Origin of the sequence: Helicobacter himalayensis (assembly GCF_001602095.1) — a bacterium.
Lineage (GTDB): Bacteria > Campylobacterota > Campylobacteria > Campylobacterales > Helicobacteraceae > Helicobacter_F > Helicobacter_F himalayensis.
This window is the reverse complement of sequence record NZ_CP014991.1, coordinates 494,950-513,382: the sequence shown is the minus strand read 5'-3', so window position 1 is coordinate 513,382 and position 18,433 is coordinate 494,950. Positions and strand designations below refer to the sequence as shown.

Genomic DNA, 18,433 nt, shown 5'->3' with positions numbered 1-18,433 from the left:
AATTTTTATAAATATTCCTCATCTGTATTTATCTCGCATTCTAAATGAAAAGTGATATTTTGCTCCTTTGGCGCGTAGTTTTTCTGTGTGTTTAAAATAAGCTCTTTTTTATCACTTTGACGCGTGAAAGTGTTGCTCCGCACGATATTGCACGAGGAGGACATAATGTGGCTTGTGAAATTCTCAATCACAAAAATCTCTGGCTCCACTTGCTTTAGCGCGAAACTCTTTGGCGCGATTTTTTCATAAAGTCTAGAATCCCGCGTGCTGTGGTAATAAAAGCTCTTGCGCGGATTTTTGAAATTTGTCCTTGTGGCGGTAAAACCATTTTTTGTATAAATCGCGCTAATGGTGTCATCGCCACTTTTTTTGCCCGCGATAAAGTCTTTCAACTCTTTTGATTTGATAAAAATTACCGCGCGTTCTTCATAAAGCCCAAATTCTACTTCTGTGCGCTCATACTCATACGAATCACCCTCAATAAATCCCACTCTTTGTAGGATTTTCCCACTCTTGCTTAAAGACAAAAAATTATCCCCAAGCACAAAACTATTTGCTACAATCATCATACAAAGTGCTATTTTACACGCCCATAGCGTCTTTTTCATTGTTATCCTTTACATTTTTTTAGGCAAAACTTCGCTAACATATCGTTAAAAGTTTTTTAAATTTTAAGTAAAAAATAAGGGGTTTTAGCAGAATGAAAACCATCGCGATTTTAGGCAAGCCAAATGTCGGCAAAAGCTCGCTTTTCAATCGCTTATGCAAGGAGCAAAGCGCGATTACATCGGATTTTAGCGGGACTACAAGAGACATCAAAAAAGGTGTGTGTGTGGTAAATAACACACCGCTTACTTTGTTAGATTCTGGTGGGATTGATGCAAACCAAAATGCCGAGTTAGAATCCAATAAAAAAGCGCTTAAATACGCGCAAAAACGCGCCGAGCTTTTTAAGCAAGTGAGTGAAGCAAGCCTTAAGGCAGGGGCAGATTCTGACTTGGTGCTGTATGTCGTTGATGGGCGCGCGGAGATTAATGAGGAGGATACACGCATTATTCGGGGCTTACAAAAAAAGGTGCGTGTGTTTTTGGTGCTCAACAAAATCGATAATGACAAACTCAAGCTTGAAGCGTGGAAATTTAGCGCGCTTGGGATTAAGGAGATGTTTTTCATTTCTGTGGCGCATAATCGTGGCATTAGCACATTGCAGGATTCTATCGCACGCGCGCTTGATTTACAAAGCCAAGATGCGCACACACAGAATCTAGCGATTTTGCAAAATCAAAACACAAGCCAAGATGTAAGTATCGAAGAATTTATAGCAAATTCCGCACACAATCAAGATGAAAATCAAGAAATCCATATTGGAATCATCGGACGCGTCAATGTCGGCAAAAGCTCGCTGCTAAACGCGCTTTTAGGACAAAATCGAAGCATTGTAAGCGAGATTGCTGGCACGACAATTGACCCTGTTGATGAAAGCACAGAGTTTGAAAGCAAGACTTTGCGCTTTATTGATACAGCTGGGATTAGGCGCGCTGGCAAGATTGAGGGCATTGAAAAATACGCGCTTGATAGGACAAATAAGGCGCTTTCAAAATCCCATATCGCGCTTTTGGTGCTGGATTGCTCGCAACCTTTTGTCGAGCTTGATGAAAAAATTACCTCTCTTGTACCAAAGCATAATCTTGGCATTATCATCGTGCTTAATAAATGGGACATCGCGCGCGCGGATTTTAAGAGCATAAAACAGGAGATTAAATACAAGTTCAAATTCCTTGATTACGCGCCTATGGTGTGTGTGAGTGCCAAGGATAAGCGCAATATCAATGCGCTGAAAAAAAAGATTCTAGAAGTTTGGAGAAATTTTAATTACAGAATCCCAACCGCAAAGCTCAATGATATTATCTCAAATGCCACCACCAAGCACCATTTGCCAAGCGATAGAGGCAAGATTGTTAAAATCTATTACGTCACGCAGTTTGGAATCTGCCCGCCACAAATTAGCCTTGTGATGAATCGCCCAAATGCCCTGCATTTCAGCTATAAGCGCTATTTGATAAATACATTGCGCGAGGAATGCGATTTTAGTGGCGTCCCAATTATCATTGAAGCAAGGAAAAAATCAAGTCAAAGGGATGAGGATTTTGCGGATAGCTCTGCGGATTTAGAGTGAGTTTCAGGGATTCTATAAGCAAAGTTAAGCAAAATTTCTTTACAATTCCCACTTTGAACCCAAAATCCCACACAAAAAGGCAGTATATGCGAAGTTATAAGATTTTTTGTGGCTCTGCGCACCCAGATTTTGGTGCTGAAATTAGCAAATACCTTGATATTGTGCTTTCAAATGCGAGCGTAACGCGCTTTAGCGATGGTGAGATAAATGTGCAGATTAAAGAATCTGTGCGTGGTAAAGATATATTTATTATCCAGCCCACCTGCGCGCCGACAAATGACAATCTTATGGAGCTACTCATTATGACAGATGCGCTCAAACGCAGTGCGGCAAATAGCATTAATGCGGTAGTGCCATACTTTGGCTATGCGCGTCAAGATAGGAAAGCCGCCCCGCGCGTACCAATCAGCGCAAAACTCGTGGCAAACCTTATCCAAAATGCTGGGATAAATCGCCTTATTACGATGGATTTGCACGCAGGGCAGATTCAGGGATTTTTTGATATTCCTGTGGATAATTTGTATGGCTCGATTGTATTTAGGGATTATATCAAGGCGAAACATTTCGGCAATCCAATCGTTGCAAGCCCCGATATCGGGGGAGTTTCACGTGCGCGCTATTTTGCGGATAAGCTGGGACTTGATTTGGTGATTGTGGATAAAAAGCGTGAGCGCGCAAATGAAAGTGAAGTGATGAATATCATCGGCGATGTGAGTGGGAAAGATGTGATTTTAGTCGATGATATGATAGATACCGCCGGCACAATGTGTAAGGCAGCAGATGTCTTAAAATCGCGCGGGGCAAAGAGTGTTATGGCGATTGGCACGCATCCAGTGTTGAGTGGTCCAGCATTTGAGCGCATAGAAAATAGCGCGCTTGATGAAATCGTGGTAACAAACTCGATTCCCTTGCGCACGCAAAGCAAGAAAATAAAGGTGCTTAGTGTCGTCCCACTTTTTGCGGAAGTTATTCGCAGGATTCACCATAGTGAAAGCGTGAATTCTTTGTTTATCTAAATTGTGATTTAAAAAGGATAGTTTATGGATAAAATTCCATCCCCCAAACTCAATCAAAAGCAAGAAAAGAAAGTGGGCGTAGTTATCCCAATCTACAATGTGGAGCAATATTTAAGAGAATGCTTAGATTCTGTAATCAATCAAACCTATAAGAATCTACATATAGTTTTAGTCAATGATGGAAGCACAAAAGCACAGAATCTAGAAATAGCAAAAGAATATGTTTTAAGAGATTCTCGCTTTGTCCTCCTTGATAAAGAAAATGGAGGACAAAGCAGTGCTAGAAATGTAGGGATTGAATATTTCAGTGGGAATATAACACTGCAAAAAAGCAATATTGAGGAATACAAAAGCCAAGACAAACAAAACATAAGCAAAAAAGAAACAGGATTTGCTAAGAGAATCCTAAATGAGCAAATAGGGGGGGGGATAATACTAGTTTAAAAGCTACAAACCCAATCAACCAACAAAACGCAAAGTATGAACGCGAAGCGGAGCCAAGCGGGATTCACTCCCGCGCAGGCGATAGCATTGAAGGAATAGATTCCAAACAACCAAACATCGTTGCAGAATCTACAAACCCAATCAACCAACAAAATACAAAGTATGAACGCGAAGCGGAGCCAAGCGGGATTCACTCCCGCGCAGGCGATAGCATTGAAGGAATAGATTCCAAACAACCAAACATCGTTGCAGAATCTACAAACCCAATCAACCAACAAAATACAAAGTATGAACGCGAAGCGGAGCCAAGCGGGATTCACTCCCGCGCAGGCGATAGCATTGAAGGAATAAAAGCTCTACAAACCTATGAAGTTACAAACCCAAATCCCTATAATATTAAGAAAGTCTTTACACAAGCTAGCAAAGCACAAGAAAATACTTTGCAAAATGACACCAAAAACTCTCTAAACTCTCTAAACTCTTTAGAATCCACACATACCATTCATATTTCTCCACATATTGATTACATTATCTTTTTGGATTCTGATGATTATTGGGAAAAGGAATGTGTAGAGGAGTGTGTGAGAGCTGCACAAAAATATCATCTTGATATTTTGCAGTTCGATTCAAAAAATTATATTGATATGCCAGTAGCGCTTACAGCAACTCCAACTTGGTTAGAATCTCAGCATTTTGAGAAGGAACAGATATTTTCACAAGAAGATTTATTTGCCTATTTGCTTAAGGCAGAAGGGTTTATTGATATTGTTGTCTGGAAGCTTTTTATAAATTTCGATTTCTTTTTACAAAATAAGGAATTATTTATAAATGTGATGCCCGGAGAAGATTGCATTTTTACGCTCAGTATGCTTGAAAAAGCCAGTCGCATTTGTTTGACACCTAAAAAATTATACAACTATAGATTTCGTAGTGATAGCACAATGAAATCCCTTGCCAAAGGCACATTTGAGGGTATTTCACCAAAAATAGCAAGAGATTCAAAAACTTTCAGAAACCCCATATTGGCTAAACGCTATCACTTTGCTACACAATATTTAATTTTAAGTCTTGCATTTTTTGATCTTTTAGAAGATAGAAAAAAGTCTTTAGCAACCTTATATATAAAAAAATTTTGTTTCACTCGCATTTCACCTGTTGCCATAGATCTTTTATCTCTGCCAAAAGATCCTAAAAATTGTATTCCAAATTTACAGACTTTTATCCCTTATCTCAATGAAATGAGTTTTGGAAAATTAGATTTTTTGAAACGCTTCGTTCTTAAGAAACCACAATATATATTTTTAACACGTCTTTTAGGATTTATAAAAGACAAATTGAGAGATTTAAGAGGTGCTACACCTTAAAGCTCTAAGGCATAGCTCAAGAAGTTATTTTTCAGTGGCTTCGATTTCGATATTAATGCCTACAAGCTCGCTCACACTTGAATCGCCTGTGCTTTCACCCACTTTGAAATCCTTACGATTAAGCGCACCTTTCAAAGAGATAGAAATCAAATCTTTGCCGGTTTTTGGATGTTTCACAGGACCGCTCACATCTACATCAAACGCGATATTTTTCGTTACACCACGTATTGTAATATCTGCGTAAAGTTTGTTTTTTTCAAGTTTCGTCATTTTGAAAGTCGCTGTTGGGAATTTTTTCGCATCAAAAAAATCTGGTGCATTCAAATGCTTATCCCTTGCGTCATTGTTTGTATTAATATCAGCGATTTTTACTTGTCCTTCGAGTTTTGTAAGCTTTTTGCCATCGAATTCTACTTCACCGCTAAAATTCTTAAAATCCCCTTTTACCTTGCTCACCATAAGATGTTTTACTTCAAATCCAACTGATGAATGCGAGACATCAACTTGAAAAGTCGCCGCGCTCAAACTCCCAGCCAAAGCCAATGCCGCTACAAATGAAACTACTCTCATATTCACTCCTTTAAAATATTTTATGTTTATACTTACTTTTTGAAAGACTAAGCATAACCTCAAGATTATAGGTTCAAAAAACAAATAATCAGCAAAAGCGCTCAATCAAATACCACCCCCACACGAGTGCCCAAAATGTGAGCGTGAGCAGTTGCACGGCACTTCCCATATCTTTTGCTTTCTTTGCTAGAGGGTGGATTTGCGTGCTTGTGAAATCAATGGCGTTTTCAATAGCGGAATTAATAAGCTCCACCATAAGCGCTAAAAAGCAAGGCAGTAGAAGCAAAATTCCCTCACTCCAACTGCGCGCCAAAAAAATGCCAAGTGGGATACAAGCGCAGGCAAGTAATGTTACTTGACGAAACGCCACTTCATCGCTCCACGCGGCTTTCACACCATCAATAGAATAAAAAAACGCATTCGCGATGCGCTTAAAACCTTTTTTGCCTTTTTTTGCATTACGAAAAGGCGCGGAGGGCTTACTTTCGCACACATTTTGAACGTGGGCATTTTGAGTATTCATATTTTGAGTCTCCGTGTTTTGTGAGTTTTTATTCTGTAAATCCACATTTTGCAAATTTGACACAAATTCACCCTACTCTGCGTTATTTTCATTTTCAAGTGCTTGCACATTAGAATCTATTACATAGTGCTTTGCAAGCCATTCAAGGCTGACACGCTCTTGGATTTGAGGAAGCAAAATCGGCTCATAATCGACCTTTTTAGCTATCTCAATATTTAACGCATATCCACCCTTAAAGACCATCAAAACATTATTTAGCGCATTTAAAAGCGCAGATTGAAACTCCTTAATCTCCTCATTGCTCTGCTCTTGCAATTCATTTTGCAACATACCACTAAACAGCGCAAATCCAAAAAGCATACCTTCTAGCATACCCTCATTTTCCGCTCCAAGTGTCTTTTTATATGTTTCAAACAAATCATTTGCACGCTCATTAATCACTAGAGAATCTAGCCTCACGCCAAGCGCGTTGTGTTTGTCTTCGCCCTCCTCGCCATTATCACCCTCTTTGTTTGTATCAAACAAAATAGCCAGCGCATTTTGTATCTTGCCTTCAAAATCATCGTGTGTAAGGGTAAAATGCACCTTACCAAAACCATTGTATGCGAACTCTTCATTTTTTGCATAACACTCAGTGCTTGTATGCAGAGTATTTTTAGATTCTAAATCAAGCGAAGTGTCGCACGAGATTTTAAATGCAATTTCACTATTTTTTGCAAGAAATTGCACACTCGTATTTGCTTGAGAATCTCTCCCGCTTAAATCAAGCTCGATATTTTCAAATCGCCAAGATTCCGCGCGCGTTTGCTTAGATTGCACATCTTTTTCAATGTTTAACAAATTAGGCGCGCCAAAAACAATAGCCTTTGACTTGCAAGCAATTTTAGTTTTCCCAAAACATTCAAAAGGCTCAAAGCTTAAAATTTCAGAATCCGCACTCGCCACCTTTTCTTGTAAAAAGCGATTAATTTCTTGTTCCAAACTCGCATTCATTTTCTTTGAAAGCACAAGCACTACCACAAGAAGGGCAATCACAACCACCGCACCAGCGCCAATCAACCCAAATGCAACTTTTTTTTTCATTCTATTTCTCCTTTTTTTTGCTTTAGCAATCGGCGCAGGCTTACATAAAATTTCATCCATTCATCAAGCTCCATAAGCGGGTGTCCGCCCCACTTTGTATTTGGCGGAAGATTTTTCCCAACAGCCCCACGCCCAGCCACTTGCACAAAATCTCCAATATGTATATGCCCGCCTGTGCCTGCCTGTCCGCCCATAACGACATTACGCCCGGTGGTGGTGGAGCCCGCCAAGCCAACTTGTGAGACTAAAATCGTATTTTCGCCAACCACGCAGTTATGCCCCACCTGCACGAGATTATCGATAATCGCGCCACTTTTGATACGTGTTTCCCCAAACACAGCACGATCGATGGTGTTATTTGCGCCAATTTCTACGCAAGATTCTATCACCACACGCCCACTATGCTCGATTTTGATATGTTTGCCTTCACTTGTGTGTGCGTAGCCAAAACCATCGCTTCCTATCACGCTGCCCGCGTGGATTGAGACATTATCACCAATTTGTGTGTCGCGATAAATCACTACATTTGGATAAATCTTGCAATGCGCGCCAATTGAAACATCATCGCTTATCACCACACCGGGCAAAATCTGCGTATGCGCACCAATAGAAACATTTTCGCCAACAAAAACATTTGACGCGATGGTAAGTGTGGGGTTAGATTCCAAAAGTTCTTGGGTGTAGTTTTTATGGGGATTTGCAAATTCTGGCTTTGCGAAAAGATGACTTAAATAGGCAAATGCAAGATGAGGATTTGCAACTTCTAAGCCTTGAATGTGCGCTGGGACAAGCTTTGCGTGATTTGGACGCACCAAAACCGCACCAACGCGAGAATCCGCAAGAGAATCAAGGTATTTTTCTTGGTCAATGTAGCTAATCTGCGTTTGAGTAGCCTGCTCTAACGGGGCTAAAGCGCTTAACTCAAAGTCTTTGCTCGCATTAAAATAACGCACTGCAATATTTTTTGATTCTAAAAACTCTATCGCTTCTTGCAAACGCACAACTTCTCCTTAAAAAGTAACCAAAGTACGAGACGCAATGCGCCAAGGCTCGGATCATGCTTTATTTGTTCTTGTGTCCTTGCGGAATTCTTTGATACGCGCTGCTTTACCCCTTCTATTGCGTAAATAATAAAGTTTCGCTCTGCGCACACGCCCGATTCTTAACACTTGGATAGAATCTAAACTCTCGCTATAAAGTGGGAAAGTTTTTTCCACGCCGATATTATTTGCGCCAATTTTACGCACCGTGAAAGTCCTATCTACGCCATTTCCGCGGATAGCGATACACACGCCTTCAAAGTTCTGAATCCTGCTTTTATCGCCTTCCATAATCTTAATACCAAGCTTGATTGTATCACCTGCCTTAAAATATGGCACTTTTCTCTCACCAATTTGGGCTTTTTGAAAGCTCTCAATATATCTATTTCTCATCTTAAAACTCCTTATGTTTTTGCCTTGTGTGTTTTACTCTTGCGCGCTTTTAGGCTTATAAGCAGTGCTTTGCACCTTCAATGTGATATACAAATCAGGGCGAAAATACTTTGTCTTTGCGGTTGCAAGGTTTGTTTTTAAGTCCGCGATTCTACTACGATTTCCCTTTGAATACTCTGAAGGCACTTGCAATTTTTGAGAATCTTGCAAGATTTTTTCAACTTTTGGGCTGCTTTTAGCAAAATTTGGCGCTTCTAAAAGATAAGATTCAAAGCTTTCGCCTTTGAGAGAATCTTTATTCCCAAGCACGCCTTCAACCTGCCTTGCAATGCTATCGGCTAAACTTAGCGCGCCAAGCTCGCCACCTGTCAAAATAAAATCTCCAATGCTAAACACCTCATCCGCAAAAAGCTCAATCGCACGCTCATCAAAGCCCTCATAGCGCCCACACACGAAGCTAATATGTCCTTTTTTGCTAAGACGCAAGGAGTCGTTTTGATTAAATGGCTTCCCACAAGGGCTTAAAAAAATAATATGAGAATCTCTAAAATTCTGCAACGCTAAAGCTAGCATTTCTAAATGTAGCACCTGCCCCGCTCCACCGCTAATAGGCGCAAAATCTGCCTTAAAATGCGGTGGCGAGGTAAAATCGCGCAGGTTGATGCATTCAAACTCGATTGTTCCTTTTTCACACGCGCGCTTAAGGATAGAATCCGTAAAGTAAGGTGCGATGAGCTGTGGAAAAAGGCTCAAAAAACTAAATTTCATTCCTCTAGCTCTCTTCTAAAATCCCGCGCGCACCTTGAGTGAAAATACTTTTTGTCTCAAGGTGCGTTTTAAGAATGTAGCGCTCAATATAGGGGAGTAAAAAACGCTTTGGTAATTTTGGCTTAGAATCTGCGCTCAAAAGATTCTTGTTTGTCTCAATAATGAGATAATCTATGCTCCCTATGCGCTCTATCTCACTCACAATGCCAAGCCCTGTGTCTTCCTCAATAATCTTACACCCAATAATATCAAACCAAAAAAACTCACCCTCTCCTAACTCGCAAACCGCACGCGTAGAATCTACACTGCTAAAAAGCAAAGTGTTTGTAAGCTGGCTTGCTTGCTCTTTTGAAGTGATGTTTTTAAAGCTGATAAGAGTGCTAGGTGCTGTGTTTTGATGGGATTGTGTTTTATTAGAAGTATGCGCGCTTTGAAACTCTAAGATTTCAAGTGCAGGATACAATGAGTGAGAAGTGCTAAGAACTACGCCTTGTTTTAAAAACTGCGGAAAATCCGTCTGCAAAAAAACACGCAATGCGCCATTTACGCCGACACTGCGCCCAAGCTTGCCAATGTAGATACGCGCGGTTTCTGCCTGTTTAGGAAGATTCAATGGTGATTTTGTAATTTTGCCCATCTTTTGCTTTTGCTCCAGATATGAGAGTTTTAAGAGAGCTTATCATCTTGCCTTCTTTGCCTATCAAGCGTCCTACATCATCTGGATGCGCATACACCAAAATATCCTTTAGCTTATTGCCCTGCGCATCTTGCGTGCAAGTGCTCTGCACCCTAATACACTGCGGTTGGGTTACAATCTTTTTGGCGTATTTTTCGACAAAATCCTCTATCCTACTTTCATTGTTCATATCTATTCTCTAAATGTATTCTAATGCAACAGCCCGCGATTTTCGCAAGCTGTGATTTAAGATTATTTTGTAAGCTTTGCTACGCGCTCGCTCATTTTTGCACCAACGCTTTTCCAATATGCCAAGCGCTCTTTGTCAAATTTCACAATTTCAGGCTGTGTAAGTGGATTGTAATAACCTAGAGATTCTATCCAGCCACCATCGCGCTTCTTGCGAGAATCTGTAACAACAATACGATAAAAAGGCTTTTTCTTGCGCCCCATTCTTGTTAAACGAATTACGGTCATTGCTTGTGTGCTCCTTATTATGTGAAAAAATATGTCAATTAAGCGGACAATTATAAAGATTCTTTGCTTAAAAAAGCTTTATTTTGGCTCATCGTGGGAATTTTGCATTTCCAAGCATACTCATAAAATCCTGCATACCGCCTTTTTGACTCATTCTCTTTGCCATTTTTGCAGCACTATCAAACTGCTTAATAATACGATTTATGCTCGCAACATCAAGCCCGCTGCCTTGCGCTATCCTTTTGCGCCTTGAGCCGTTGAGCAAATCAGGATTAGCACGCTCTTTTGGCGTCATAGAATTTACCATCGCACGGATATTTTTAATCTCACTTGAATTATCCAAATCCACATTTTTCAGCGCACTTGCCATATTCCCAAGTCCGGGAATCATTGAGACAATCGAGCTCATCGAGCCTAATTTTTTGATATTTTCAATTTGGTTTAAAAAATCCTCAAAGCTAAACTGCCCTTTTTTGAGCTTCTTGGTGATATTTTTTGCTTCTTTTTCATCAATCACACTTGCGGTTTTTTCCGCTAATGAGGCAATATCCCCGGCCCCCATAAGACGTGAAACAATGCGTTCTGGCAAGAAAATATCCAAATCCGCCACCTTCTCCCCGCTCCCAATAAAGCGCAATGGCACGCCGATTTGAAACGCCACAGAAAGCGCAATGCCACCTTTTGAATCGCTATCAAATTTTGTCAAAATCACGCCATCAATGCCTATTTTTTCATTAAAAAGCGCGGCTGTTTTCACACCCTCCTGCCCTACAAGAGAATCTGCCACATAAAAGCACTCTGTGGGATTTATGGATTTTTTAATCGCGCTTAACTCCTCCATTAATTGAGAATCTATCGCCAAGCGCCCAGCAGTATCAATCAAGAGTACATCAAAATGCCCGCCAATAGCTTTTTGTTTAGCCTCTTTAGCGACTTCTAACGCATTTGGATTCTGTTGTGTGGGTGCAAATACTTCTACTTCTATGCTTTGTCCTAATTGTATGAGTTGTTCCACAGCAGCCAAGCGCTGCAAATCACACGCCGCCATCAATACCTTTTTCCCGCGACTTTTGAGATAATTTGCTAACTTTGCGGTGGTAGTGGTTTTCCCACTTCCTTGCAAACCCATCATCAAAATAATTGTAGGAGGCATAGGTGCGTAGATAAAGCCATAATGCTTTGAAGTACGCAGGATTTCAAGCAGGCTTTGCTCTAGCGCGTTATTGAAGCTTTGTTTGCCAATGCCCTGCGCCTTCGTCTTAGATTCCACAGATTGCAAAATCTCTTTTGTGGCTTTGTGATAGACATCATTGCGTAGCAAGATTCTCTTTAACTCCTCCAACGCGCTTTTTAGCGCCCTTTCATCATCGCTAAAGCGGATTTTATTTGCGACATTTTTAAATGATTGAGTTAGTGTGTCAAACAAGTTTTCTCCTTAAGTTTGTGGTTTAATTATTGCCTTTGTTTAAATGCCCAAAATCGGCTAATAAAATAGCCTGTGATGGTGTAAGCTACATTTGCGATGATAATAGAGATATACTTATCAATCTCAAAAACGCGGAAACTTAGCGTAAGAATGAGCATATTCACCGCATAAGAAATCCCCATGGCCACGCAGAATCTCACAAAATCACTTTTATGAGAATTTTGCGATTTAAAAGTAAAGTGCTTGTTAAGGAAGTAGGAATTTATCACGCCAACGATGATTCCAAACGTGCTTGCAAGCTCGGGCAAAATGCCAATAAATGTAAGAAAAAAAGTTACCCCAAGACCCACAATCGTATTTGCCACGCCCACAAGTCCATAACGTAGGGCAGAATGCGACAAAAGCGCTTGCAATTTTTGTTTTGATGACTTTTGACTCATTTAGATTCTCGCGTTTTTAGCTCTATTTCATTTCATTTGACTTAGCACTTTTGACGTGTGGCGCAGTTTTGGCTTCTGTGTTAGATTCTGGCGCATTTTCTTACAAGGAAGAATCTTGCATAGAATCTTCACTCTCCAAATTCAAACGTTCTTGAAAATCCTTTGCCACTTCCTTATCAAATGTGTGGATATAGCGCTCCTTGCCCTTAAACTCAATCAATGTGCATTTCGGATACACCTCGATTCTGTGATAAATATTATCGATGAGTTTCAGTCGTTTGCCCGCAGTAGCAGGATCGCAACGCGGATCTTCTTTGAGTGCGTTAAAATCCTCTGTCACCGGCATTGTTTTAAGTTGCTCTTCAGGCACTTCACCCCAACCATAGTGCTTCATCGCCGTGCGCACCCAATATTTTGTATCCGTAATCGTCACAAGGCGCTTCATTATCGGATAGTGTTTTGAGGCATTTTCTAGCGCAGGTGAAGCTGTCACCCAACCTTTGATTCTGTAAAGATAGTTTTCCGCATTAGCATAGCGCGGCGTGGCATTTACCAAATCATTTAAAAGCACTGTTAGGCGGAATTTTTGGTATTCGTTTTGTTGTGAAAGTGCGTTGCCATAAGAGTTTGCAAACACCACAAGCGACCAAGAGCAAAAGCCAACAATCACCGCGCTTAAAATATAAAACGCCCTTTGTGGCAATGGGCGGGAAATATAACGCGTGGAGTTGGTGCGAGACTGGTCTTTTTGCTTATATGCCCAGCCACGCCACGCACTCACCACATACACGCTAAGAGCTGCTACAAATACGCCAATACCAATAAATGCGCGCGGGCGCGTGAGTGGCTGCTCTAGCACGAGATAAGTGCCATAACTTAGGCAGATTCCAATACAAAGCACTGCAAGCGCTAAAATGAGGGAAAGAATCTTATTTATCCGTGCTTGATACATCGCAGAAATGACAAAAAATCCAAGTAGCACCAACACGCAGATTTTCACCCCTGCCAAGCCAAAGTCGCTCCAAAGATAATTGAGATACATATCCATATTTCGCAAAAAGCCACTAAGCAAATCACTTCCCTTTAGCATCGCAGTGCTCGCTTGATCGTGTGAGTTTTCGTGCATAATGAAAAACTTAAAAATGCCAAGTGCGATGATATAGTTAAGCGCAGAAACACCTATGAAAGCAAAAGCTTTTTTCACACCGGCATTTGTTTGGTTAAACATCAAAAATGCAAAAAATAGCACCAAAATCACTTCAATCCCGCTACTTGCTTGATAGGTCATACACATACCAAGCAAGCAAAGAATAGAAACAGGGATATACGCGCGAATATGGTGAATAAACACAAATGGAATCACGCTAAAAAGCACACTTAACGCCATATAAGGCGAGTCGTATTTGAAAGAAAGCTCCTCTAAAAAATAAGGCGAAAGCCCAAGCGGAATGGAAGCGATAATGCCAAGCGTAGTTAGGCGCTTTTTGTATGGAATCTCACTAGATTCCCAATTAGAATCTTCATTTTTCCAAATGACTTCCCGCACACTCCACACCAAAATAAGACTAGCAAAGCTCAAAAACGCAATCGCCACAAGCTGTGTAAGCGGTGAGACATCAGAGAGCACAGAATCCATATGCATAAAGGTAGAAAGAAACCAGCTAATATAGCGTGAGAAATTCTCCCATTCTTTATAACCGATGATTGCGCGGTTCAAATCATCGATATAATACACATCTGCGCGGATAAGACTCAAAATCCCCAAACCATAAAGGCTAAAGGCAACGAGAAAATATTTCCAAAAACCTTGCGTGTGGAAAAATGCCCAAGAGGCGACTTTAAATTCCCTAAATGAGCGGGACAAGATATTCATATGAACTCCTTGTGTAATGTTTTGCTTTTTAGATTCTATTTCAAAGCTATCTTTTATGGATTGCCACGCTCTGGCACGTTGCATTCGCAATGACTATTAGAATCTGCACTTAAATTAGATTCCATCTTTTTAGATTTTGCATTTTTGTTAGCCTCTGCATTCCTGCGATTTTCTAAAATATAGATAGGGCGGCATTTCACTTGCTCATAAATTCTTGCAATATATTCACCAATCACACCCAAAAGCATCAGCTGTATCCCGCCAATAAATGTAATGACCACAATAAGGCTTGGGTAACCCGGCACCGGATTGCCATACACTATCGTATCTACAATGCGATAGATTCCATAAGCAACGGCAAATATAGAAATCAGTGCGCCAATGACAAACGCGATTCGTAAAGGCATTGTGCTAAAACTCACAATCCCTTCAACGGCGTATTTAAATAACTTCCAAAAGCTCCAGCTCGAGCTTTCCTTAAAATGCGGGATATACTCATACTCCAAGCACTCGCGCTTGAAGCCCACCCACGCAAACATCGCCTTTGAAAAGCGGTGATACTCTTTCATTTCCAAAAGCGCGTCAATGACTTCCCTATCCATAAGGCGGAAGTCTCGCACGCCAGATTCTATTTTGACTTCAGAAATCCAATTTGAAAGCTTATAGAACGCCTCGCTCAAGCTTGCGCGTATTTTGGATTCTCCAGCGCGTGTGGTGCGTCGCGCATAGACGACTTTGATTTCTCGACTAGAATCTAGCCAAATCTTTATCATTTTTGGAATCAAATTTGGCGGATCTTGTAAGTCCGCATCAAGCAGTATCACACCCTCTCCGCACGCCTTTTGCAATCCTGCTAAAATCGCAGCTTCCTTGCCAAAATTACGCGAAAATGAAAATATACCAATCTCGCACTCTTTTTGTGCGCCTTGTGTGTTTAGCTTATTATTTTTTGCCCATAGGGAATCTAGGATTTCTAACGTCTTATCTTTTGAGCCGTCATTAACAAAGATTAACTCATAAAATGGTGCATTTTTAGGTAAAAAATTATGGTTTGCAAGCAGACTTTTTGATTCATTCATTACTTTTGTAATCTCATCATAGAATCTCGGAAGTGAAACCTCTTCGTTATAGCAAGGCACGACAATAGAGATGATAGGTTTTAATTTTTGCTCCATACTTTGCCCCCAAAACTTCAAAAAATAAGCGCGGATTCTATAATTTTTTAAATAATAATTTTATTAAGTCATTTTGCTTGTAATTTTTAAGAAATTATCTGCACTTCGCATTCAAGCATAATATTAAAAGCCTCAAACACGCGCTTTTTGGCAAGCTCAATAAGAGCAAACGCATCTTCAAAGCTCCCCCCGCCGAGATTTACCAAAAAATTTGCGTGTTGCGGACTAAAAGCGACACCACCGATACTAAAGCCCTTTAGCCCCACAGATTCTAGCAATCTACCGGCAAAATCACCCTTTGGATTTTTAAAGCAACTCCCACAGCTAGGCATTTTTGGGTGTTTAGCGCGGATAGTGAGGAAATCCTTGCTAAGCGCGTCATTAAAGCCTTGTATTTTTTTAAGGCGCGCTTGCAAAATCACCCCATTAATCCCGCTAGAACGATAGCTAAAGGGGATTTTCTCCGCATCTATCCATTCGCCATTGATATTAATAGAATCTAGCATTTCACAAATTTCATAATTTTGCCCACTGCTACTTTTAAGCCCTGCATTCATCTTAATAATACCCCCAAGTGAGCCGGGCAAGCCTTGCAAAAATTCCACACCACCTAAATCTTGCGTTTTAAAAAAACTAAAAATTTTAGATGAGCTAAGTGCTGCGCCCACAAGCACACATTCTTTTTGCGTGCTATTTTGGCTGCTTTGAGTGTGCTTTTTATCATCTTGCACGCCATTTGTGGCGCTTTGACTTTCTATAATTATTCGACTAAAAATTTCTTTATCAAGCATTGCAAGATTTTTGGCATACGGAGAGATGAGGAGATTCTGTGCTTTTCCAATAAGAGAAAAGCCACGCGCTACACATTCTTGCGCATCCTTGCTTGAGCGTATGAGATGTACCTCCACAGGCGCGCCAATACGCAAGCTAGAGTATTTTGAAAAATCAATACAGCGCGTCTGCACTTAAAATTTCACATCTGGAATCATATTTATAAGCATTGTCGCATAATCTGTAATCATACTAATCATCCACGGCATTGTAAAAATAATCACAGCCACGACAGCAAGGATTTTTGGGACGAAGCTTAAAGTCATTTCATTAATCTGCGTGGTGGCTTGAAAAATACTCACCAAAAGCCCCACAATAAGCCCAGCTAACAACATCGGAAGAGAGAGAATAAGAGTGAGTTTGTAGGTTTGCACAGCAAGGGACATAAGTTGGGACTCCATAATTTGCGCCTTTTTATATTTTAAGAGTTTAGAAAATTTGAAAGATTTGGCGAGAAGGCGAGAGAATCGAACTCCCCAAGGACTAGTCATCTAGCCCTACATTAGGTTTGAAGCCTAAGGTGCGCACCAGCTACACTTGCCTCCCAAAAACCACGTGTATTATAAGCTATTGTAGTTAAAAATAACTTTATGCGTTATAATCAAGCTTTCACAAAAACAACCAAAAAAAACACAAAAAATAAAGGTGTAAGTTATGCACGCACAAGAATTGTTTCAAGCCTTGCCAAAGGTGGATACACTCCTTAATCACGCGGATTTTGCACAGACAAACAAAACTCTTTTAAAGCCCCTCATCACAAAACATTTGCAAGAGCTCCGAGAAGAAATCCAAGAAATTTATACAAAAATTAAGACGCAAGATTTAGTGCATCCCCACACACAAAGCGTGCCAAATTCCCACGCAGTAGCGCAAATACAAGAAAAAATCCACAACCTCCACCAAACAATAAAAAACGCCTACAACGCGCTTTTTACCCACACGCTCGTTCCAGTGGTGAATGCCAGCGGTGTGGTGCTACAAACAAACCTCGGGCGCAGTGTGCTAAGCAAGGAGGTGGCGGAGAAATTACTGCCACTTATCACGCGCTACTGCACGCTTGAATACGACCTAGACAAAGGCACGCGTTCAAGTCGCTACATGCACGCAAATGCGCTTTTTCAGACGCTTTTTCAGACAGATTATGAGTTTTTGGTGGTGAATAATAATGCTGCGGCGGTGCTTTTAATCCTGCAAACTTTTGCAAAAAATAAAAAAGTGCTTATCTCGCGTGGGGAACTCGTAGAAATTGGCGGAGGCTTTAGAATCCCAGAGGTGATGAAGCAAGCAGGTTGCGAACTGCTTGAAGTTGGCGCGACAAACAAGACACATTTAAGCGATTATGAAAATGCGCTAAGTGCGGAATGTGCGATGATTTTAAAAGCTCATAAGAGCAATTTTGCGCAGATTGGATTTTGCGCAGAAGTAAAAATGCAGGACTTAAGCGCGCTCGCACAAAAAGTAGGTGTGATTGATTATTATGATTTAGGAAGTGGATATGTAAGCGGGCTAGAATCCCTGCCTCACGCGCATTATACAAGTCAGAACTCACAAGAGCCAAGCTTAAAGGAGATTTTTAGCGCGCCACCATCACTACTTAGCTTTAGCGGGGATAAACTCTTTGGAAGCGCGCAGGCAGGCATTATAGCAGGTAAAAAAGAGCTTATTGAGAAACTAAAGAACAATCAGCTTTTGCGTGCATTGCGCGTGGATAAGCTGTGTTTAGGCGTATTGCAAGCAAGCCTAGAAATGTATTTACAAAATGATTTTGATGCAATCCCCACACTTCATATGCTTAGAATCTCGCCAGATTTTCTCTTATCCCGCGCGCAAGAGTTTCTAAAAATATTGTGTCCTTTGGAGTCTATGTATAACTTTGAAATTATAAAAGTGGATTCTCTCTCAGGTGGCGGGAGCTTGCCTGATATGAAGTTTGAAAGCTATGGTATTGCCATAAGCGCAAAAGCTTTTTCTTGCGCACAGCTAGAGGAATGCTTGCGGCGGGATTTTAGTATTATCACACGCATTATTGCAGATAAAGTGGTGTGCGACATACGCACGCTTTTAGATGGTGATGAGACGCGCATTTTTGAAGCCTTAAAAAGCTTAGCAAAAAAATAAAAATGCAAAGTTTCAAGCGATAAGTTTTTTAAAACCTTAT

20 protein-coding genes, 1 tRNA gene and 1 pseudogene are annotated in these 18,433 nt (G+C 40.7%); 5 read left to right on the top strand and 17 right to left on the bottom strand.

Features of this window, described 5'->3' with window-relative positions; genetic code table 11:
• Positions 1-5: 5 nt before the first annotated feature.
• Entirely contained in the window at positions 6-608 is a 603-nt protein-coding gene (locus tag A3217_RS02475; protein ID WP_066387528.1) for a hypothetical protein, read from the bottom strand.
• Between the two features lie 92 nt (positions 609-700).
• Between A3217_RS02475 and der the strand changes: the two genes are divergently transcribed.
• The 4 genes and pseudogenes from der (at position 701) to A3217_RS02455 (ending at position 5,000) form a co-directional block, all read left to right on the top strand.
• The gene (der, locus tag A3217_RS02470) at positions 701-2,176 is read left to right on the top strand and encodes a ribosome biogenesis GTPase Der (protein WP_066387527.1); all 1,476 of its coding nucleotides are present in this window, start codon (positions 701-703) and stop codon (positions 2,174-2,176) included.
• An 86-nt stretch (positions 2,177-2,262) separates the two neighbouring features.
• On the top strand, positions 2,263-3,192 hold the full coding sequence (locus A3217_RS02465) for a ribose-phosphate pyrophosphokinase (RefSeq protein ID WP_066387526.1): 930 nt from the start codon (positions 2,263-2,265) through the stop codon (positions 3,190-3,192).
• Between the two features lie 24 nt (positions 3,193-3,216).
• Positions 3,217-3,561: pseudogene (locus tag A3217_RS02460) on the top strand (glycosyltransferase family A protein); the annotation flags it as partial.
• 515 nt (positions 3,562-4,076) lie between these two features.
• Positions 4,077-5,000, top strand: a complete 924-nt coding sequence (locus tag A3217_RS02455) for a glycosyltransferase (RefSeq protein ID WP_066387522.1) — start codon at positions 4,077-4,079, stop codon at positions 4,998-5,000.
• Positions 5,001-5,024: 24 nt separating this feature from the next.
• Here A3217_RS02455 and A3217_RS02450 read toward each other — a convergent pair whose 3' ends face one another.
• From A3217_RS02450 to A3217_RS02375, 16 genes are all read right to left on the bottom strand, one after another.
• Positions 5,025-5,570 carry a YceI family protein gene (locus tag A3217_RS02450; RefSeq protein ID WP_066387519.1) on the bottom strand — a complete coding sequence of 182 codons (546 nt, stop codon included), beginning with the start codon at positions 5,568-5,570 and terminating at the stop codon, positions 5,025-5,027.
• Positions 5,571-5,658: 88 nt separating this feature from the next.
• Positions 5,659-6,093, bottom strand: coding sequence for a diacylglycerol kinase (locus tag A3217_RS02445; RefSeq protein WP_066389687.1), 435 nt, complete (start codon positions 6,091-6,093; stop codon positions 5,659-5,661).
• 72 nt (positions 6,094-6,165) lie between these two features.
• Positions 6,166-7,176, bottom strand: a complete 1,011-nt coding sequence (locus A3217_RS02440) for a hypothetical protein (protein ID WP_066387517.1) — start codon at positions 7,174-7,176, stop codon at positions 6,166-6,168.
• On the bottom strand, positions 7,173-8,159 hold the full coding sequence (lpxD, locus tag A3217_RS02435) for a UDP-3-O-(3-hydroxymyristoyl)glucosamine N-acyltransferase (protein WP_066389685.1): 987 nt from the start codon (positions 8,157-8,159) through the stop codon (positions 7,173-7,175). Before lpxD ends, A3217_RS02440 begins: the two co-directional genes overlap by 4 nt.
• A gap of 72 nt (positions 8,160-8,231) precedes the next feature.
• The gene (gene rplS, locus A3217_RS02430) at positions 8,232-8,609 is read right to left on the bottom strand and encodes a 50S ribosomal protein L19 (protein WP_066387514.1); all 378 of its coding nucleotides are present in this window, start codon (positions 8,607-8,609) and stop codon (positions 8,232-8,234) included.
• A 33-nt stretch (positions 8,610-8,642) separates the two neighbouring features.
• Positions 8,643-9,377, bottom strand: a complete 735-nt coding sequence (gene trmD, locus A3217_RS02425) for a tRNA (guanosine(37)-N1)-methyltransferase TrmD (RefSeq protein ID WP_066387512.1) — start codon at positions 9,375-9,377, stop codon at positions 8,643-8,645.
• 4 nt (positions 9,378-9,381) lie between these two features.
• On the bottom strand, positions 9,382-10,014 hold the full coding sequence (gene rimM, locus A3217_RS02420; RefSeq protein WP_066387510.1) for a ribosome maturation factor RimM: 633 nt from the start codon (positions 10,012-10,014) through the stop codon (positions 9,382-9,384).
• The gene (locus A3217_RS02415) at positions 9,977-10,243 is read right to left on the bottom strand and encodes a KH domain-containing protein (RefSeq protein ID WP_066387508.1); all 267 of its coding nucleotides are present in this window, start codon (positions 10,241-10,243) and stop codon (positions 9,977-9,979) included. Before A3217_RS02415 ends, rimM begins: the two co-directional genes overlap by 38 nt.
• 62 nt (positions 10,244-10,305) lie before the next feature.
• Complete coding sequence (gene rpsP, locus A3217_RS02410) at positions 10,306-10,530, bottom strand: 30S ribosomal protein S16 (RefSeq protein ID WP_066387505.1); 225 nt, start codon at positions 10,528-10,530, stop codon at positions 10,306-10,308.
• An 88-nt stretch (positions 10,531-10,618) separates the two neighbouring features.
• The gene (ffh, locus tag A3217_RS02405; protein WP_066387503.1) at positions 10,619-11,956 is read right to left on the bottom strand and encodes a signal recognition particle protein; all 1,338 of its coding nucleotides are present in this window, start codon (positions 11,954-11,956) and stop codon (positions 10,619-10,621) included.
• 26 nt (positions 11,957-11,982) lie between these two features.
• Positions 11,983-12,396 (bottom strand): GtrA family protein, encoded by a 414-nt coding sequence (locus A3217_RS02400; RefSeq protein ID WP_066387501.1) that lies wholly within the window; start codon positions 12,394-12,396, stop codon positions 11,983-11,985.
• 100 nt (positions 12,397-12,496) lie between these two features.
• The gene (locus tag A3217_RS02395; RefSeq protein WP_066387498.1) at positions 12,497-14,269 is read right to left on the bottom strand and encodes a glucosyltransferase domain-containing protein; all 1,773 of its coding nucleotides are present in this window, start codon (positions 14,267-14,269) and stop codon (positions 12,497-12,499) included.
• 53 nt (positions 14,270-14,322) lie between these two features.
• On the bottom strand, positions 14,323-15,444 hold the full coding sequence (locus A3217_RS02390; protein ID WP_082807848.1) for a glycosyltransferase: 1,122 nt from the start codon (positions 15,442-15,444) through the stop codon (positions 14,323-14,325).
• An 86-nt stretch (positions 15,445-15,530) separates the two neighbouring features.
• Positions 15,531-16,409, bottom strand: coding sequence for a UDP-N-acetylmuramate dehydrogenase (locus A3217_RS02385; protein ID WP_066387497.1), 879 nt, complete (start codon positions 16,407-16,409; stop codon positions 15,531-15,533).
• Positions 16,410-16,676, bottom strand: a complete 267-nt coding sequence (gene fliQ, locus A3217_RS02380; protein WP_066387492.1) for a flagellar biosynthesis protein FliQ — start codon at positions 16,674-16,676, stop codon at positions 16,410-16,412.
• 47 nt (positions 16,677-16,723) lie between these two features.
• Positions 16,724-16,821: transfer RNA gene (locus A3217_RS02375), tRNA-Sec, on the bottom strand.
• 108 nt (positions 16,822-16,929) lie between these two features.
• On the opposite strand from A3217_RS02375, the gene selA reads away from it, so the two are divergent.
• The gene (gene selA, locus A3217_RS02370; RefSeq protein WP_066387489.1) at positions 16,930-18,393 is read left to right on the top strand and encodes an L-seryl-tRNA(Sec) selenium transferase; all 1,464 of its coding nucleotides are present in this window, start codon (positions 16,930-16,932) and stop codon (positions 18,391-18,393) included.
• Positions 18,394-18,433: the final 40 nt, after the last annotated feature.

What these genes read in the sequence shown, in the direction of transcription:
- der (WP_066387527.1), top strand. Translation starts at nt 701, where the DNA reads ATGAAAACCATCGCGATTTTAGGCAAGCCAAATGTCGGCAAAAGCTCG.
- A3217_RS02400 (WP_066387501.1), bottom strand. Translation starts at nt 12,396, where the DNA reads ATGAGTCAAAAGTCATCAAAACAAAAATTGCAAGCGCTTTTGTCGCAT.
- A3217_RS02445 (WP_066389687.1), bottom strand. Translation starts at nt 6,093, where the DNA reads ATGAATACTCAAAATGCCCACGTTCAAAATGTGTGCGAAAGTAAGCCC.
- selA (WP_066387489.1), top strand. Translation starts at nt 16,930, where the DNA reads ATGCACGCACAAGAATTGTTTCAAGCCTTGCCAAAGGTGGATACACTC.
- A3217_RS02465 (WP_066387526.1), top strand. Translation starts at nt 2,263, where the DNA reads ATGCGAAGTTATAAGATTTTTTGTGGCTCTGCGCACCCAGATTTTGGT.
- A3217_RS02390 (WP_082807848.1), bottom strand. Translation starts at nt 15,444, where the DNA reads ATGGAGCAAAAATTAAAACCTATCATCTCTATTGTCGTGCCTTGCTAT.
- fliQ (WP_066387492.1), bottom strand. Translation starts at nt 16,676, where the DNA reads ATGGAGTCCCAACTTATGTCCCTTGCTGTGCAAACCTACAAACTCACT.
- A3217_RS02440 (WP_066387517.1), bottom strand. Translation starts at nt 7,176, where the DNA reads ATGAAAAAAAAAGTTGCATTTGGGTTGATTGGCGCTGGTGCGGTGGTT.
- rplS (WP_066387514.1), bottom strand. Translation starts at nt 8,609, where the DNA reads ATGAGAAATAGATATATTGAGAGCTTTCAAAAAGCCCAAATTGGTGAG.
- A3217_RS02475 (WP_066387528.1), bottom strand. Translation starts at nt 608, where the DNA reads ATGAAAAAGACGCTATGGGCGTGTAAAATAGCACTTTGTATGATGATT.
- A3217_RS02395 (WP_066387498.1), bottom strand. Translation starts at nt 14,269, where the DNA reads ATGAATATCTTGTCCCGCTCATTTAGGGAATTTAAAGTCGCCTCTTGG.
- rimM (WP_066387510.1), bottom strand. Translation starts at nt 10,014, where the DNA reads ATGGGCAAAATTACAAAATCACCATTGAATCTTCCTAAACAGGCAGAA.
- A3217_RS02415 (WP_066387508.1), bottom strand. Translation starts at nt 10,243, where the DNA reads ATGAACAATGAAAGTAGGATAGAGGATTTTGTCGAAAAATACGCCAAA.
- trmD (WP_066387512.1), bottom strand. Translation starts at nt 9,377, where the DNA reads ATGAAATTTAGTTTTTTGAGCCTTTTTCCACAGCTCATCGCACCTTAC.
- rpsP (WP_066387505.1), bottom strand. Translation starts at nt 10,530, where the DNA reads ATGACCGTAATTCGTTTAACAAGAATGGGGCGCAAGAAAAAGCCTTTT.
- A3217_RS02450 (WP_066387519.1), bottom strand. Translation starts at nt 5,570, where the DNA reads ATGAGAGTAGTTTCATTTGTAGCGGCATTGGCTTTGGCTGGGAGTTTG.